Raw genomic sequence first — 15,644 nt, 5'->3', positions numbered from 1 at the left:
TCAACTACAACCAACATGAAAAAGCTGATTTTAGCCGCTTTGCTGGCCATTTCCACAACGGCTTGTTTCAAAGACAGCAACATCAACGTCGACCCCAACCGTTCTACATCGGTTGACCCTGCGTTGTTGTTTTCGGGAGCTTCTACGCAATTTTCGCTTTTGCGCGTGGCCGAACTCACTTGGCCCATTGCCCTGATGAACCAGATGTGGGCTTCGGGCGGTCGTTGGGGCCTTTCGCAGTCGCAGTATGACCAGACCCGTATCCGCAGCGCTTGGGGACGGACGTACACCGACGTTCTAAAAAACCTGAATGTGGCCATTGAGATTGCCCAAAACACCCAGCCTGTCAATAAAAATGCGGTGGCTCAGTGTAAAATTTTGATGGCGTTTGCGTACGCGCAAACCTCTTTATTGTGGGGGGATATTCCGTTTACTGAAGCTGCAAACGGCAAAGTAGACTTTCCTAAATTTGACAAACAACAGGATGTGTTGAACGGCACTATTGCGCTACTCGACGAAGCCATCGGGCTGATTGACTTGAACGCTAAAGGTATTATTGCCCCCAATGACTTGTATTATGGTGGTGACATGGCTAAATGGCGTAAGTTTGCCAATTCATTGAAAATGAGAATCTTATTTTCAATGGTTGATTCTGACCCTACCAAGGGTGCAGCCATTGGTCAGTTGATTGCGGGGGGAAATATGATTTCTTCTAATGCCGATGCCATGTTGTATAAATATTACAATCAACCCGGTCGTCAGAACCCGCGCTTTTCGTTTACGGCTATTTTTAGGGGAGGCGTACAGTCAGATTGGTATTGTTCCAAGCCCGTTTATGACTTGCTGGTGTCGCTCAAAGATCCACGGATTCCGTATTTTTATCAGCCTGGCACAGATGCGGCTCCCAATGAATATATTGCGTTGGGGCCCGTTGAAGTTTACACCACCAAATCTGCTTTGGTTAACATGAACTTGCTGAAACCCGACCTGCCCGAAGTATCGTTTTCGTATTCAGAACAATTGTTGTTTGAAGCCGAAGCCATTGCCCGGGGATTTGCCCCCGGAGGCTTTGAGGCAGCTACCACCAAGATGCGGGCTGGGGTGCGCGAATCAATGTTGGCCTTGGGAGTCACTGCGTCCCAAACGGATGCCTATGTTGCAGCTTTGCCTGCTCTGACGGCCACCAATTACAAAACAGTTTTGGCGCAACAACAATATTTAGACTTGTTTATGCGGCCGATTGAAGGCTGGGTGCAGCACCGTCGTTCGGGAACCATTGGACAGGAAGTGCCTGCCATGACTACTCCAACGGGGGCACCGGTAGCGGGGCTGATACGCCGCCTGCTTTACCGTAGCGAAGAGGTCAATTCCAATCCTAATACGCCTTCTGGATTGACGTTGGATACGCCACAGTGGTTTGACAAATAAAGATTTTTCCTGATGAATTCAGTGCAAAAGCGAGCGGCGAAAGTCGCTCGCTTTTTAATTATCTTTTATCCATGGCACTAATTCATCCCCTTCACCTAAATAAGTTGCTCCGGAACATCTATTATAATATTTCCCATTGAATTCAAGGATGTATAATATAGACATTTCAATATACCAAAGGCATAATTGTAAGGTTTCATAAAGTGTATTATTATCAATTAAAGCGAGTTTTTTACGTTTTTCTGCCTGAGAATGAACTATAGAATTTCTTATTTGGACAATTGCATCAGGAGCGTCCTTAGCTTCTTTATTACTACTGAGATAAGACTGTAAATTGGTAAAAGAGAAAGGAATATTATTGTTAATATTAAGTTGAGAGAGTAAAAGCCTAATTTTATTGGCAGCGGCAATGTTTTCTGCGTCATTACCAAGCAGAAGCCCCTTTTTTTCAATGATTAACCAATTATAAATGAGCTCTAAAGCTGTTTGAGCCATAATTATTGAGCCATCTACAAAACCAGATTGGTTATTAGCTTCCACATACCAATGTATAACTGAATTTAAGAAATTTCTGTCATTTTTGTCTTGCCATAAGTCGTTGAACTTCTTCCAACTTTTATTAATTCCGTCAATTGAATAATGCTGTGGCCACGTCTTAACATATTTATATAAATCTACAATATAAGCTGTATAATCACACCATTGTACCTCATTTTTAAAAATACCTTGAATAAATAACGCAGAGGTTCTTCTACCATTAACAAAACTGAGAAATTTATTAAAACAATTAAGCGTATCTTGAATATCGGTTAGTTTTACTGAACCTTTTTTGCCAGTAAGTTCGCCATAATATTGGATAATATAGCCTCCATGAGATTTTAAATCACTTTGTAAGGATGTGTAATTGAAGCATTTATCAATTTTTATTAAATATTTGTCATTTTCAAATTCTAAACGATTTCTATGATATGAAGTTGAATCATTATTATATCTTATTACTGGTAAGCCGTCCAAATCTCTTAGATTTGGAACTGAAAAAATTATTTTTTCTACTGGTATTGAACTATCACCAAAAATGGCTTTGCCATTAGTTGCTCCTCGGATGAATGAATTTTGGTTTAAATCACTTGTGTTGATGTTTGTTATAAAGATTTTACCTACGCATAAGTTATTTATAAATAATTCACTGGACTCATTAAAATGCTCTAATTTTATCTTATTTTTTGAATTTTGAGAAGCGCCTTCAAAATGAATGCCCGAATCAGGAAACCAGTTATACTTTATAGTACCATCGACTATTAATTCTTCATCTCTATTTTTTAACACAAATAGCCCTTGATAAATGATAATGGCTTGGTTTGGAGTCCCCATTTTGACTGAGGATTCAATAATGGTGGGATAAATTAACTCTTCCATTTTATAAATGTGTTGGTATGATTGAAGCAGTGAGTTTTTCTTCTACATTATTCAAAATTACCTAACCTTCACCACATCTCCAATCTAAAAAAACTATTCCCAAAAGGTGCCAGCACGGCTTTTTAACTGAATACAGTGTTATTTAACCTTTTAAATAAGTTTTATAAAAACAAAATTGATTTGGATATTGGCTCTCATCTTGATGTGGGGATTCACTACTTGTAATTCTTCCGATAACAAAGACACGAATGATTCCTCTACCGCAGATGTACAAGATGAAGATAATGAGTTTATAAATGAGGATGCCAGTTAAAGGCCTGATTTTTAGGCGGCAAAACCTTTGAGAGATAGCCGCAAAATAGATGCACTTAGAAATGTAAAAATGGATAAGATACAAGCCCATACCCAACAACCCGATAACGAATACGCTACCGGGTTGTTGGGTTATCAGAAGTTCGGGACAGTGTCCGTTTGTCCTAGTAATGACTCTGCTGGCCTTGGCCTTGGTTCCAGGTTTCGTTCAGATAACGGGCATCTTCTTCGTTTTTGGGTTTAACGCCCATAAAGATTCCGCCCTCTTTGATTCCCTTTTCATATTCATGGGCTCTGTCTTCTGGAATACCAGAACCTACCAGCGCACCTACTAGCCCGCCCGTTAAGCCCCCAGCTCCTGCACCAGCTAAGGCTGCCGCTACTGGTCCCGCGATTACGAGCCCGAGCCCCGGAAGCGCCAGTGTAGTACCTATGGCGGCAATAGCTCCCACAATGGCCCCGAGTGTACCACCGATGGCCGAGCCCACACCCGCTTTTTCCATGGCTTTGTCGCCTAGCTCGGTGTTGACATCATCGTCTTTGTCGAAATATTTTTTGCGGGTTTCATCAGACATGACCAGATTGACATCGTCTTTGGTGTAGCCGCGTTCGCTTAGTGAATTATAGGCTTTCTCCGCACTTTCCCGATCCCGAAACATGCCTGTCAGATGGCGATTTTTTTCACTTGTGTTTGTTTCCATAACAATTTTCTTTGATGATTTTTGGTGATACATAACAATGACGCTTGTGCGGCCATTTGCCTACTAAGATTAAAAAAGTGTGCCCTGACAGGTCGTTTTGGAGAAATAACAATGGTTGAGCCTAAGAGGATGTGTCTATTAATGGCTTTATAATCAATTGGTTGTGTTTTTGATTTGCAGGTTTACGGATTGAGATAAATAAAAAATAGAGAGTGACTAGGAATGCATAAAAGGGGAAATAACCGCAAAAGTGAGCGTTATATTATGGGGAATCGGGAATTCTTACCCCATTTATGCGTGAGCTTACTTTTTGAAAATACTGTAGTATGAGTTGCTAAATATCCTTTTTTATGTTTCTGTCTGCTGATTCCTGAATCCTAAATTTGGGTAACCCTTTCTGGTTCGTAACTTTGCCGCAAAGATTACGATTCATGTCAAAACCCATCTTAGTTATAAAATTTGGAAGTGCGGCCATTACCAAAGCCAATGGAGAGCTGAATCAATTGGTGATGGTTGAGATTGCGCGGCAGGTGGCGCAGTTGTATTCGGAGTATCATTTGGTGCTTGTATCGTCGGGGGCGGTGGCGGCTGGTAAGCAGTATATCCGCAATTATGCGGGCGAAATAGCCCAGCGCAAAGCGGCAGCGGCCATTGGTAACTTGCTCTTACTCAACAAATACGCGCAGTTCTTTGCCCCTTACGAGATTCCCGTGGCCCAGAGCCTCTGCGAGCGAGGGCATTTTGCTAATCGCGACCAGTTTTTACAAATGAAAGAAACCTTTCAGGAGTTGTGGGACAACGGCATTATCCCAATTGTAAACGAAAACGACGTGGTCAGCAGCCGCGAATTAAAGTTTTCTGATAATGACGAACTGGCAACACTCATTGCGGTAGGTTTCGGTGCCGACACGTTGATGTTGTGTACATCAGTGGGTGGATTGTTGGACAATACTGGTAAAGTTATCCCGAGAGTTTCGCAGGTAAATGATGTTTTTAAGTACGTCAGAACGGATAAGTCTAGCGTAGGTTTGGGCGGGATGACCTCTAAACTTACCTTCGCCAAACTCGCGATGCGCATGGGTATTCGGACGATTATCTTCGGGATGAACGAGTCAGATGGTATTTTAAGGGCATTGCGTGAAGAAACTGGAACTGTGTTTGTTTCTCAGGAAAGTGTGCTTTCGGCCCGCAATCGCTGGCTCGGAAGTGGTAGTTTGGTGGCGGGGCGTATCCTAATCGACGCGGGGGCGGCGTTGGCCCTTCAAAATCGAAAAAGCCTTTTAGCCGTCGGAATCACTGAAGTAGAAGGAGATTTTGAAGCGGGCGAAGCGGTTGAAATTGTGGATGAAGAAGGTACGTCGGTGGCGGTGGCCAAAGCAAAAGAATCTTCAAGCTCAATTGCCCAAAACCTCAAAACCCAAAACTTTGAAGTAGCCAATGCAAATGATATTGTGCTGCTTTAAGCGCCGTGGCGATGGTTTTGAGAAACCACACCACTCTAATAACAAAAGCCCCGCTCTTTATCCAAGAAGCGGGGCTTTTGTCATTTATTGTTCTGGATTAGCCGATTTCGATGATACGTGGCGATTTTTTCGCTTCGTCTTTCTTAGGAAGTTCGATTTTTAATATTCCGTCGGTGTAAGCAGCGCTGATTTGCTCGCCATTGATGGTGTTAGGCAAGGTAAAAGCCCGGCGGAAACTTGTGTAGCTAAATTCTTTGCGGGTGTATTTCTCCGTACTTTCTTCGTTTTTCTGCTCTTGTTGGGCCGAAATCGTCAACACATTGTTTTCTAAGTTGATTTTAAAATCGTCTTTTTTGAGGCCAGGAGCGGCTACTTCTAGTCGAAAACCACCCTCGTGTTCTACGATATTAACGGCTGGTACGCCATAGTTGCTCAAGGTAGCAGGGGCAAAAATGTCATTGAGGTCTTTGCCAAATACACTTCCGAATAAGTTGGGGAAATTGCCGTTTGTTTTTACTAAAGTTGCCATGATTGTTATTTTTTTAGTGTTTTAAGTTTTCTGATTCAATTCGCCGATGCGACGGTTCGCCGATGCGACGGTTCTATATCTTCAACTTTTGTACCACCTACCAACAAAGTAATTGATTTACATAAACTATTTTTATTCAAATATTTGATATTCAATCAATTGTATTTTTTTTGTTTGATTTTCTGAGGATTTTATATTGATGACAAAATGTCTTAATGTGTCAATTTTAGGTTATTTTAAGCTGACAAAATGACTGTTTTGCAAAATTTGATAGAATAGGTGCTGCAAGCGAAGGGCTAGGTAATCAAAAATGGAAGTGGTTGGGAGGGTTTTGGAAAGTGTTTGAAAAGGGCGAAAGATAGTTGCCAAAAGGATAGTAAATGCTGACGAAAATTGCCAAGCAGATATAGGCGGGCTTTTTGGTATTAAAAAGAGAAAGAAACTTCAATACATCAGCGAAAGAATGGGCTAAAATGTTTGGTTTTTTGCCTGAAAATCATAGGTTTGTACAACCTATTCGTTCGAAACCTTTTAATCTTTTTAACATGGAAAATGTAATTACTCAGGTAGGAGAACCTACCAACTATGCGAGTTTTGGTCGCCGGTTTGTTGCCTTGATTATCGATGGAATCATCATTGGTATTGCTCAATCATTCATTATTGTACCGATTATGATTTCCTTGGGCCTGGGGGTAGCGTCCAAAATTGACACCGATTCGCTCGAAACAATGGAGCCTGGCGAGGCGATGGGCATTTTTTCGGCAATGATGGGAGCGGGCTTGATGATTCAGCTTGTGAGCTGGGGCATCAGCGGCGTTTATTTTGTGCTCATGGAGTCGTCAGAAAAGCAGGCTACTCTGGGTAAAATAGCCATGGGCCTCAAAGTAACAGACCTCAACGGAAATCGTATTACCCCGACCACCGCAATAATCCGTTTTGTTGGGCGCATTGTTTCGGGGATGATTATGCTGATTGGGTACATTATGGCGGCCTTTACCGCCAAAAAACAGGCCTTGCACGATATGATTGCCAGCACATTGGTGCTGAAAAGCTGATTGTTTTCAGTTTATTCCCACAACAAAAGGCGGAGAAGTCCGCCTTTTGTTATTTTTGCATCGCTCAAAATTTTAAACTAACCAATCCCCATAATGTCCATCGACCTTCGTTCTGATACCCTAACCAAGCCTACTCAACCCATGCTTGAAGCCATGTTTTCGGCTTCTGTCGGCGACGATGTTTTTGGCGATGACCCGACGGTCAATGCATTAGAAGAAAAAGCGGCTCGATTGTTTGGAATGGAAGCGGCCTTGTTTTGTGCTTCGGGAACCATGACCAATCAATTGGCAATTCGAGTACACACGCGTCCGGGTAGTGAAGTAATTTGTGACAAGAACTCTCATATCTACCTTTACGAAGGAGGAGGAATAGCGCTGAATTCGTTTAGTTCGGTTAAATTATTGGAGGGCGACCGTGGTCGTATCAACGCACAGCAGGTACGAGATGCCGTCAACAATCCCGACGATGTTCATGCGGCTGTATCGAGGCTCGTTTCGCTCGAAAATACGATGAATAAAGGCGGTGGATGCTATTATAATTTGTCGGATATTCAGGCCATTCGTCTGGTTTGCAACGAGCATGGTCTAGGCTTGCATCTTGACGGGGCTAGACTATTCAACGCTTTGGTCGAAACAAGCGAATCTCCCGTGGAGTACGGCCGTGTGTTTGATAGCATCAGCATTTGTCTCTCCAAAGGGTTGGGTTGTCCAGTGGGGTCGTTGTTGTTGGGGACGAAGGATTTTGTAAAACAAGCGCGACGGTTTCGGAAAGTAATGGGTGGCGGCTGGCGACAGGCGGGTTATTTGGCCGCCGCTGGTATTTATGCCCTTGATTACCACGTGGAGCGTCTGCGCGAAGATCACGCCCGGGCCCGAGCCATTGGGCAGATGCTTCAACAACTCCCTGAAGTAGAAGAGATTTTCCCGATTGACACCAACATTGTCATCTTTCGTTTGCCCGAAACCATCCTTGCCGTTGATTACGTGGCGCAATTGGCGCAAAAAGGGATTGGAGCCGTTACGTTTGGCAAACATTTGGTGCGCTTTGTGACGCACATGGATTTTACGGACCAACAGTTGGAAGAATTGGGGAAAAGATTGTGAAAAATTATCAAACGGTCTTAAAACACGTATTTCTACGCTATAACACATTCGTAAAAATTGGCACTTTTGTTGCTGTAATTTTATTTGCAAAACCAATAAACCTTTTGCCTCTTTTAGGAGTCTTATTAATTAGGTGCAACCGTGTGACCTCTACCCTGAGATAAAGTCCTAAATCAGCATTAAATGTTCATTTTACTCATTTCTAAATCATCCATAAAGCCGTGAAAAAAGTAGTAAAACTCTTGTCGGTGGCATTGGCAGTAGGTGCAGCGGTATACACCGTTAAAAAACTGCAAGCAAAAAAAGCATAAGTCGAGGCGTTGCCGTTGCCATGCTTTTTGGTTTCTGAAGAGCCCCGTTGATACCTCAACGGGGCTCTTTTTCAATATTGTGCGTACTCTTTTTTGTGAAAACAGGGTGATTCTCCAAAAAAGTATCTATTTCGGCAACGTTGCCTAAAATAATGTTTGCTTTTTCGGAAAGCGACATGGATTCAACAAAGTACCCCATTTCCTGTTGTATTTTGCTCAGTAAATAGTATGCGTGGGCTGCTTCCACGCTTTTATTCAGCTCAGTTTTGCTCCAATGCTCAAGTGCATGGTGGAGGTTTTGGACCGCTGCCGTGTAAAATTGACGACCTCTGTAATATTGAATAATACCCAGCAGATAATAATAAAACGGAGAGAGCGATTTTTGGGAAGTCGACTCATCGGTCTTGGAGCGATACTCGGGGTTTAAGTGGTAGAAGTGGGGATTAATGATACAATTGCTCAAATGATACGAAATCAGAGGGGATAAATCAAACGTGTGGCGGGGAGCGTTTTCGTCAATCAATTCCAAAAATTCACGGTTAAGCTGTTGGGCTATTTCGTTCTTCTCCATTGCCCCTGCCGTTTTCATCAGGTTACATTTGAGATCCAGCATATAGCGGAGCATTTCGGGGGTGGGTTTTACCAATCCTTTTAGATATTGGTCTATTTTCCACGCAAAATTCCAAAGTTTTGCGGTTAAGGTTACGGTCAAAATTTTATTGCTGTCGTACACAAAAACCGTATTAAAGGCTTTTACAAACGACTCGGTAGCAATCTCCTGAATGGCAAAATCTGCCAGTTTTTCCAGTTGCTCCAGTTGCTTTTTTTGAAACTTAACGTACTTATTCGCTTCCAATGCCGACAGGTTTCCGACCACAAAGTATTGTTCAATCTTTTCAATGTCAAACGTGAGCGAACGGGCCGTATTTTCGGCATTCCGTATCAATAATTTTTGTTTTTCGGTTTCCTCAAAAAGCTGTTGGATGCGTTCGCGGGCAATGATTGCCAGCCAATTTTCGTCTCCGTTTGGCGGCTCACCCATCCATTTTTTGAAGTCCTCATACGTTTCGAAATCAGCAAACTCCACGTCCTTCCCAATCATACCGCATACTTTATTGAGCGTCGACTCATCGAAGCTGCAACTCCACGGGGAGCGGCGCATTTTACAGTAAACTTTTTTGAGGCTTTCTACACCAGGCACTTCCCAATCGGCCCCTTGCTCACCCTTTTTGCGAAGGTGTTTTGCAAACCACGCGGCCTGTTCCTCCCCAGTGGGCCGGGCAGAAGGATGACCGCCAATGGCCAAGTCGCAATACTTGGCCATTGCTCCCATATAGTAGGGAGAATGTATTTTATTTTTGGTACGCGGCATATGGGTAATTAAATTAGAATGACACCATACAATTGGTCGCGTTTACCGGAAGACAAGTAAATTTGAAGGGGTAGTATTCAAATGTAAACATCTCATTAAATCGGGTAATTATAAAGAAATATCTTTTTCTTTTTTTTAGAGTTTTATCCATTTTTAGAGCCGATTAGGGGATTATTGGCGTTTGAGAGAAGGAACTTACATAAAACATTCGCAGTTGAGAAGAACAAATGCCTTGCCGATTTGTTGATGCAGTTACAAGAATATGGCAAGTGTAAAACTATTATTATGCCGTAAAATGCTACAAAATCGTATCGTTAAACGTATTCTGGCCTACTTTGGCCGTGGGCTTATATTGGTAGCGCCGACCTATTTTACATTCGTAATTATCAAAGAAGGGATTGGGTATTTAGACAGTATTCTTCCCATTTATATTGACACAAGCGACAAACAGACCCTTTACTTACCTGGTTTGGGGCTGTTGATTATCCTTTCTAGTATCGTTTTTTTGGGATTTATTTTCTCGCGTTTTGTACCGCAGTCGTTTTTCGCTTTTGGCCAAAGCATTTTGAAGCAGATGCCGTTGGTGAGTCTTATCTATTATTCCTTCAAAGACCTCATCACAGCTTTTGTGGGCGACAAGCGAAAATTTAACCAACCTGTGCTGGTAACGGTTAATCAACATTCAAACCTAAAAAAACTGGGTTTTATTACCCAAACGGATTTGTCCAATTTGCAATTGGAAGGCTATATGGCAGTTTATTGTCCCCATTCTTATGCTTTTTCTGGAGAACTTTTTATTGTTTCGGCGGAGCATATTCAAGTACTGGAAGGCCTCTCAAGTGCCGATGTGATGAAGATGATTATATCGGGTGGGGTATCTATCAAATAAAAGAAGAGAGGCTTAGGGCCTCTCTTCTTTTATTATAATCCTTTAATAAATCTCTTTGCCCAGGAGTAACGTTGGCTACGTAAATCCTGAGGTTTCCATACATCGGCCCAAGATACCTGCCTCTTCATTTTTACCGCTCGCATTTTCAATACATACCCGATAAGCAGATATAAAAAGAAAAGACCTACCAGTACAAAGAAAGCCTGGGTGTTGGTAATGTACTTAAAAGTCAAAAAATAACCAATCACGTTAACAATAGTCATACTCCAAAGTGTGATGGAAGTCTGGAAATGGCTCAGGCCATTATCCAGTAAAACGTGGTGCATGTGATTGCGGTCGGCCTTAAACGGAGAACGTCGGTTAAGTATACGTACCAGAAATACCCGCAGTGTATCAAATATCGGAACAATCAAAAGCACAACCGCCAAAATAGGTGCGTTGAAAAATGCGCTGCTGTCGTGGATATAGGTGACGTTGAGTCGGATGAATTTTACGGCAAAAAAAGCCAACAAAAAACCGACAATAAGTGAGCCTGTATCACCCATAAAAATCTTGCTGGTTTTGGAGAAATTGAACCGAAGGAAACCCAGCAAAGCCCCCGACATCGAGAACGCCATACAGGCCATTGAAAAATGGTGGTTAAGCAAAAACCACGTCCCGAAACTCAACCCCGCAATAAAAGCAATCCCGCCCGCTAAGCCGTCGACCCCGTCAATGAGGTTAATGGCGTTGATGAGCGCAATGAATATAAAGATTGTAAAAGGAATGCTGATTAAATCTGGAATCTGATGAATACCGAAAATCCCGAAGAAATTATCCACTTTCAGCCCACCCAAAAGAATAAGCGTTGAAACGGCCAATACCTGAAGCAACAGTTTTTTGTTGGGGTCGAGCACCAAAATGTCGTCTTTTAGACCCAGGAAGAACAGTATCGTGAGCCCTACCACGGCCAAACTTGTCAGGTAAGAATCGGTGTTTTCATTGGTATGAGGCCAAAGAAAGTGGGCAATCAATAGGGAGGCGTAGATGGCTATACCGCCAAATTCGGGGGTTTCTTGCTGGTGAGCGCTCCGGAAATTGGGCTTCTTTTTAAGCTCCAATAAACCGCTGATGTTAATGATGACGGGAATAGATGTAACGGATACGGCACAGGCAATCAAAAAAGATATAAGGCACTGATACACTTCGTGTTGAAGTATATTTTGATACTGTGTTCGGAGTACATCTATAAGTATATCTGCATTCATAAATTCAATTTCAGCTTACTTTGCCTTCATAACTTGAAAGCAAAAATTATAAAAATAAGGTTACCGAACAAAAATCGACGACGAAAATAGGGGGCAATTTATTATTCGGTATATTTTGGCTTGTAAACAAACTGTAAAACTTTTCGGAGGGGTTTTAACCACAGCGTAAACCAATAAGGTTTAATTCCGTTGAGGGTCCATGCCATCCGGTCGCTTGTATTTGCTTTTAAACGATTATCAAGCGACTTGTTGCTGACGCCACCTGTTCGCATCACGGTTGTGATTTGAGGTTGGTAGGTCACACTTATTTGGTGTTTGTACATCATCCTCAGCATGAGTTCGTAATCAGCCGCGCTTCCAAGGTCCAATCGATACGTCCCGAATTTCTTATAGGACGAACTTCGAAGGAAAAACGTTGGATGAGGTGGCATCCATCCAAACAAAAAGTTACTCCGTTGATAGTTACCAGATTTCCAGTAGCGCGTTACTCGGCGCGTATCGTCGGCATTTACGTAAATCAAATCGCCGTAGATTGCCTCTGCGTTTGTTGCTATCAGCTTGTCAACAATATGCTCAATGACAAAAGCGTCGTGATAAAAGTCGTCGGCATTCAAAATGCCGATTACCTCACCGGTTGCTAGAGCGATGCCTTTGTTCATTGCATCATAAATTCCAGCATCTTTTTCGGACAAAAATACAGCAATTTTCGTGCCGTAACTTTTAACAATTTCTGGTGTCGTATCGGTTGATTTTCCGTCGATTATGATATATTCGATGTCTTTGTAGGACTGATTTAGCACCGAATCAATACAACTTCGTATGGTTTTTTCTCCGTTAAAGACGACTGTTATAATGCTTACTTTCAAAGTTTCGAAATGTTAACCGTTCTCCTTCCTTTTTAATTTATCTGTTGAGGGAGAAGCTATATTTGTTGTATATGCTGTAATTATTCAGTTATTTTTCGTTCTCTTATCCATTGTGCTGGGTTGCCCTGATAGACTCCGTAGGCTTCCAAGTCTTTGACTGCAACCGAATTTACGGCCAATACCGCGTGCGAATGGCAAACTACATTGGGACACACCATCGCTTTGGCACCAATCCAAACGCCGTCTTCAATGACGATTTTACCCACGCTTAAATCAAAAGTACTGCGGGTATAGTCATGATTTCCCGTAAGGAGCATGGCGCCTTGCGACAAACATACGTGATCCCCCAGCGATACTGCCGTCAGGTTGTCAATCCAGACCTCTTCTCCTATCCAGACGTAATTACCTACATTAAGTAACCACGGATATTTGATATTTACTTTTGGCTTAATCATGACTCCAGTGCCTATTTTTGCACCAAAGGCTCTCAAAATGAGGCGTTTTAATGAAACTGGTACGAGCAAATATGAATTCAAAAAAATGGCGTTTGTAATAAACCAAAGCACATTTTTTATGAAAGGTGGCTGCTTGTACCAACTATTGTCGTACTTCGACAGGTCGGTTTTGAACCGCTGATAAGTCTTTTCCGTATTCATTTCGGAAAAATTCGATGATGTCTTGTTTGTCTTTCCCAACTCGATGATAAACTTCATATATTTTGGCATCAACCAAAAAGCGATACCAAAGTCCTTGTAAGAAGTGCCAAATCAGGCCTTTTTTGCCGTCAAGGAAACCTAACTTTACAAAATAACGATAAAAAAAATAGGCAAAAGGACGTGTGAAAAGGGGTAAAGAAGCGTATTTCAGCTTTAGGAAACGTTTACGTTGATCTTGCGTTCCAAAAAGTTTAGGTATAACGCGATTGGCTTCCGTAAAATTGTATTTTATATCCAATAAATCAATTACTTCACGAATGGCATAATTATTGTGCTTCTGCGTCCACCACGTCAGGTTGTTGAGATTATGATCCACAATGTCATTTTTGAATTGGACCGTAGTGCCTTCTGAAAGTTTAATGTGCTCATCCATCCAGAGTTCTTCACAGATTCCTTTGTCTCTTCGCCAAAGCCTTAAAAGCCAAATCGGATAGTATCCGCCTCGTTTTATCCATTGGTTCATAAACATGACCCGGCGTTTCACATAGATACCCGTGGTGTCGTTGTTCAAAGCGGCAAGTGATTGCTTTATCTCTTGGCCTAGTTCAGGGGTAACGTACTCGTCGGCGTCCATGCGCATCAGCCAATCGGTCTTAAAAGGCGTGTGAGTGATGCCAAAATTGAATTGAACCGCATACGTAACCCAAGGGTTATGCATTACATTTGCCCCTAACGATTCAGCGATGGCTACAGTACGGTCTGTTGAGCCAGAATCTACGATGAAGATTTTATCCGTAAAGTGCAGCAAACTTTGAATACATCTTTCAATGTGTTTTTCTTCGTTGTGCGTCAGAATAATAACCGAAACATCATTCATAAGCTATGAATAAATCAAGCTGCAAATTGTATTTTTTTATGTTGAAAAGCAAAAAAATGGCCTTAACTTTGTAAAATTATTATATTAATCGACGAAATGCCTTGGACTTTTGACAATAAAGTATGCTACTTATTTCGGTCCAGTGTCTTTCGTCCAACGTTTCTTATTTCATGAACTCAGTTATTGTTAACCCACCTACTCAACCCATTCGTACCGAAATCCGACTGGCTTCTTCTAAAAGCGAGAGCAACCGGGCATTGATCATTAATGCCCTGACGCAGTTTAAAGGACAATTGGAGAATATTTCTTCTGCTCGTGATACCCAAACCATGATGCGCCTTTTACAGTCTTCGGATGTCGTAGCCGACGTGCTGGATGCGGGTACTACCATGCGTTTTTTGACGGCGTATTTTGCCGTTACGAATCAACACAAAACCATGACGGGAACGCCGCGCATGTGTGAGCGCCCGATTGGAATATTAGTAGATGCGTTGCGTATTTTGGGGGCAAATATTACGTATAAACAAAACGAAGGTTATCCTCCTACCGAGCTTAACGGTTTTCAATATTCGGGCCAAAATCACCTGACGATTCGGGGGGACGTAAGCAGTCAGTATATTTCGGCTTTGTTGATGATTGGACCGATGTTGCCCGACGGCATTACGCTTGAATTGACGGGAGAAATTGGTTCGCGGCCTTATATTGAAATGACGCTTCAACAAATGCGGGCTTTTGGCGTGACCCACGAAGCCAACTGGGAAGCGAAAACCATTCGGGTGCCTGCTCAACACTACACCCCAACGCACTATGCCATTGAATCCGACTGGTCGGGGGCGAGTTATTGGTACAGTCTGGTGGCGTTGGCCAAAGATGCGGAGGTAGAATTATTGGGTCTTAAAGAAAACTCCTTGCAGGGCGACAGCGCCATTGTGAAAATTATGGAGCATATGGGCGTAAAAAGTGTCTTTACCAAGCGGGGTGTTTTATTGACTAAAATTCCCGCTGAAAAAGCTTTTGCGTGGGATTTTACCGATTGTCCAGATTTGGCCCAAACCGTGGCGGCCTGTGCCGCAGTGGCAGGAATTGAGGTAACCATGACGGGAATTGAAAGCCTGAAAATCAAGGAAACAGACCGCGTAGGGGCGCTTCAGGCAGAATTACCCAAAATTGGTGGTGAGTTGGTTGAATTGGAGCAAAACACTAAATACATCGTTAGAAGAAAGGCAGAAACGCCTGCTACTCCTCCTTCAACACCCGTGATTGAGACGTACGATGACCACCGCATGGCCATGGCTTTTGCGCCAGTAGGTATGGTGTTTCCTGTTGAAATTTCCGAACCGCACGTGGTGGCCAAATCGTACCCGAGTTTTTGGGATGATTTGAAAAAAGTGACGACAATCGCCTGAGGCTGATTATTG

At 42.6% G+C, this 15,644-nt stretch carries 14 protein-coding genes; 6 read left to right on the top strand and 8 right to left on the bottom strand.

What is annotated here, in order from left to right; all coding sequences use genetic code 11:
* Positions 1-15 precede the first annotated feature (15 nt).
* Complete coding sequence (locus NCI00_RS05000) at positions 16-1,428, top strand: SusD/RagB family nutrient-binding outer membrane lipoprotein (RefSeq protein WP_253525623.1); 1,413 nt, start codon at positions 16-18, stop codon at positions 1,426-1,428.
* A gap of 54 nt (positions 1,429-1,482) precedes the next feature.
* Here the strand turns inward: NCI00_RS05000 and NCI00_RS04995 are convergent, their stop codons facing one another.
* Positions 1,483-2,844, bottom strand: a complete 1,362-nt coding sequence (locus NCI00_RS04995) for a YopA family protein (protein ID WP_253525621.1) — start codon at positions 2,842-2,844, stop codon at positions 1,483-1,485.
* 476 nt (positions 2,845-3,320) lie between these two features.
* The gene (locus NCI00_RS04990) at positions 3,321-3,857 is read right to left on the bottom strand and encodes a hypothetical protein (protein WP_253525619.1); all 537 of its coding nucleotides are present in this window, start codon (positions 3,855-3,857) and stop codon (positions 3,321-3,323) included.
* Between the two features lie 431 nt (positions 3,858-4,288).
* On the opposite strand from NCI00_RS04990, the gene proB reads away from it, so the two are divergent.
* Positions 4,289-5,320 carry a glutamate 5-kinase gene (gene proB, locus NCI00_RS04985; protein ID WP_253525616.1) on the top strand — a complete coding sequence of 344 codons (1,032 nt, stop codon included), beginning with the start codon at positions 4,289-4,291 and terminating at the stop codon, positions 5,318-5,320.
* Positions 5,321-5,417: 97 nt separating this feature from the next.
* On the opposite strand, the gene NCI00_RS04980 is transcribed toward proB, so the two are convergent.
* The gene (locus NCI00_RS04980) at positions 5,418-5,849 is read right to left on the bottom strand and encodes an Hsp20/alpha crystallin family protein (RefSeq protein ID WP_253525614.1); all 432 of its coding nucleotides are present in this window, start codon (positions 5,847-5,849) and stop codon (positions 5,418-5,420) included.
* A gap of 545 nt (positions 5,850-6,394) precedes the next feature.
* Between NCI00_RS04980 and NCI00_RS04975 the strand changes: the two genes are divergently transcribed.
* Both NCI00_RS04975 and NCI00_RS04970 read left to right on the top strand, forming a co-directional pair.
* Complete coding sequence (locus NCI00_RS04975; RefSeq protein WP_253525613.1) at positions 6,395-6,904, top strand: RDD family protein; 510 nt, start codon at positions 6,395-6,397, stop codon at positions 6,902-6,904.
* Between the two features lie 93 nt (positions 6,905-6,997).
* On the top strand, positions 6,998-8,008 hold the full coding sequence (locus NCI00_RS04970) for a threonine aldolase family protein (protein ID WP_253525610.1): 1,011 nt from the start codon (positions 6,998-7,000) through the stop codon (positions 8,006-8,008).
* Positions 8,009-8,374: 366 nt separating this feature from the next.
* Here the strand turns inward: NCI00_RS04970 and NCI00_RS04965 are convergent, their stop codons facing one another.
* Positions 8,375-9,691 carry a tetratricopeptide repeat protein gene (locus tag NCI00_RS04965; RefSeq protein ID WP_253525608.1) on the bottom strand — a complete coding sequence of 439 codons (1,317 nt, stop codon included), beginning with the start codon at positions 9,689-9,691 and terminating at the stop codon, positions 8,375-8,377.
* Between the two features lie 295 nt (positions 9,692-9,986).
* Between NCI00_RS04965 and NCI00_RS04960 the strand changes: the two genes are divergently transcribed.
* The gene (locus NCI00_RS04960; RefSeq protein WP_253525606.1) at positions 9,987-10,580 is read left to right on the top strand and encodes a DUF502 domain-containing protein; all 594 of its coding nucleotides are present in this window, start codon (positions 9,987-9,989) and stop codon (positions 10,578-10,580) included.
* Between the two features lie 32 nt (positions 10,581-10,612).
* Here NCI00_RS04960 and NCI00_RS04955 read toward each other — a convergent pair whose 3' ends face one another.
* The 4 genes from NCI00_RS04955 to NCI00_RS04940 form a co-directional block, all read right to left on the bottom strand.
* On the bottom strand, positions 10,613-11,827 hold the full coding sequence (locus tag NCI00_RS04955; protein WP_114459858.1) for an MraY family glycosyltransferase: 1,215 nt from the start codon (positions 11,825-11,827) through the stop codon (positions 10,613-10,615).
* A 101-nt stretch (positions 11,828-11,928) separates the two neighbouring features.
* Complete coding sequence (locus NCI00_RS04950) at positions 11,929-12,693, bottom strand: glycosyltransferase family 2 protein (RefSeq protein WP_253525604.1); 765 nt, start codon at positions 12,691-12,693, stop codon at positions 11,929-11,931.
* A gap of 80 nt (positions 12,694-12,773) precedes the next feature.
* Positions 12,774-13,349, bottom strand: coding sequence for a WcaF family extracellular polysaccharide biosynthesis acetyltransferase (locus NCI00_RS04945; protein WP_253525602.1), 576 nt, complete (start codon positions 13,347-13,349; stop codon positions 12,774-12,776).
* A complete protein-coding gene (locus tag NCI00_RS04940; RefSeq protein WP_253525600.1) occupies positions 13,291-14,226 on the bottom strand; it encodes a glycosyltransferase family 2 protein in 936 nt (311 codons plus the stop codon). Before NCI00_RS04940 ends, NCI00_RS04945 begins: the two co-directional genes overlap by 59 nt.
* A gap of 170 nt (positions 14,227-14,396) precedes the next feature.
* Here NCI00_RS04940 and NCI00_RS04935 point away from each other — a divergent pair, with 170 nt between their 5' ends.
* A complete protein-coding gene (locus NCI00_RS04935) occupies positions 14,397-15,632 on the top strand; it encodes a 3-phosphoshikimate 1-carboxyvinyltransferase (protein ID WP_253525598.1) in 1,236 nt (411 codons plus the stop codon).
* The last annotated feature ends 12 nt before the right edge of the window (positions 15,633-15,644 follow it).

It is taken from the genome of Runella salmonicolor (assembly GCF_024158025.1).
Taxonomy (GTDB): Bacteria; Bacteroidota; Bacteroidia; order Cytophagales; family Spirosomataceae; genus Runella; species Runella salmonicolor.
The sequence above is the reverse complement of the archived record's forward strand: the minus strand, read 5'-3'. Positions and strand labels throughout refer to the sequence as shown.

Coding starts and splice junctions, on each gene's coding strand:
- NCI00_RS04940 (WP_253525600.1), bottom strand. CDS start 14,226: ATGAATGATGTTTCGGTTATTATTCTGACGCACAACGAAGAAAAACAC.
- proB (WP_253525616.1), top strand. CDS start 4,289: ATGTCAAAACCCATCTTAGTTATAAAATTTGGAAGTGCGGCCATTACC.
- NCI00_RS04935 (WP_253525598.1), top strand. CDS start 14,397: ATGAACTCAGTTATTGTTAACCCACCTACTCAACCCATTCGTACCGAA.
- NCI00_RS04945 (WP_253525602.1), bottom strand. CDS start 13,349: ATGAATACGGAAAAGACTTATCAGCGGTTCAAAACCGACCTGTCGAAG.
- NCI00_RS04975 (WP_253525613.1), top strand. CDS start 6,395: ATGGAAAATGTAATTACTCAGGTAGGAGAACCTACCAACTATGCGAGT.
- NCI00_RS04960 (WP_253525606.1), top strand. CDS start 9,987: ATGCTACAAAATCGTATCGTTAAACGTATTCTGGCCTACTTTGGCCGT.
- NCI00_RS04970 (WP_253525610.1), top strand. CDS start 6,998: ATGTCCATCGACCTTCGTTCTGATACCCTAACCAAGCCTACTCAACCC.
- NCI00_RS04980 (WP_253525614.1), bottom strand. CDS start 5,849: ATGGCAACTTTAGTAAAAACAAACGGCAATTTCCCCAACTTATTCGGA.
- NCI00_RS04955 (WP_114459858.1), bottom strand. CDS start 11,827: ATGAATGCAGATATACTTATAGATGTACTCCGAACACAGTATCAAAAT.
- NCI00_RS04990 (WP_253525619.1), bottom strand. CDS start 3,857: ATGGAAACAAACACAAGTGAAAAAAATCGCCATCTGACAGGCATGTTT.
- NCI00_RS04995 (WP_253525621.1), bottom strand. CDS start 2,844: ATGGAAGAGTTAATTTATCCCACCATTATTGAATCCTCAGTCAAAATG.
- NCI00_RS04965 (WP_253525608.1), bottom strand. CDS start 9,691: ATGCCGCGTACCAAAAATAAAATACATTCTCCCTACTATATGGGAGCA.
- NCI00_RS05000 (WP_253525623.1), top strand. CDS start 16: ATGAAAAAGCTGATTTTAGCCGCTTTGCTGGCCATTTCCACAACGGCT.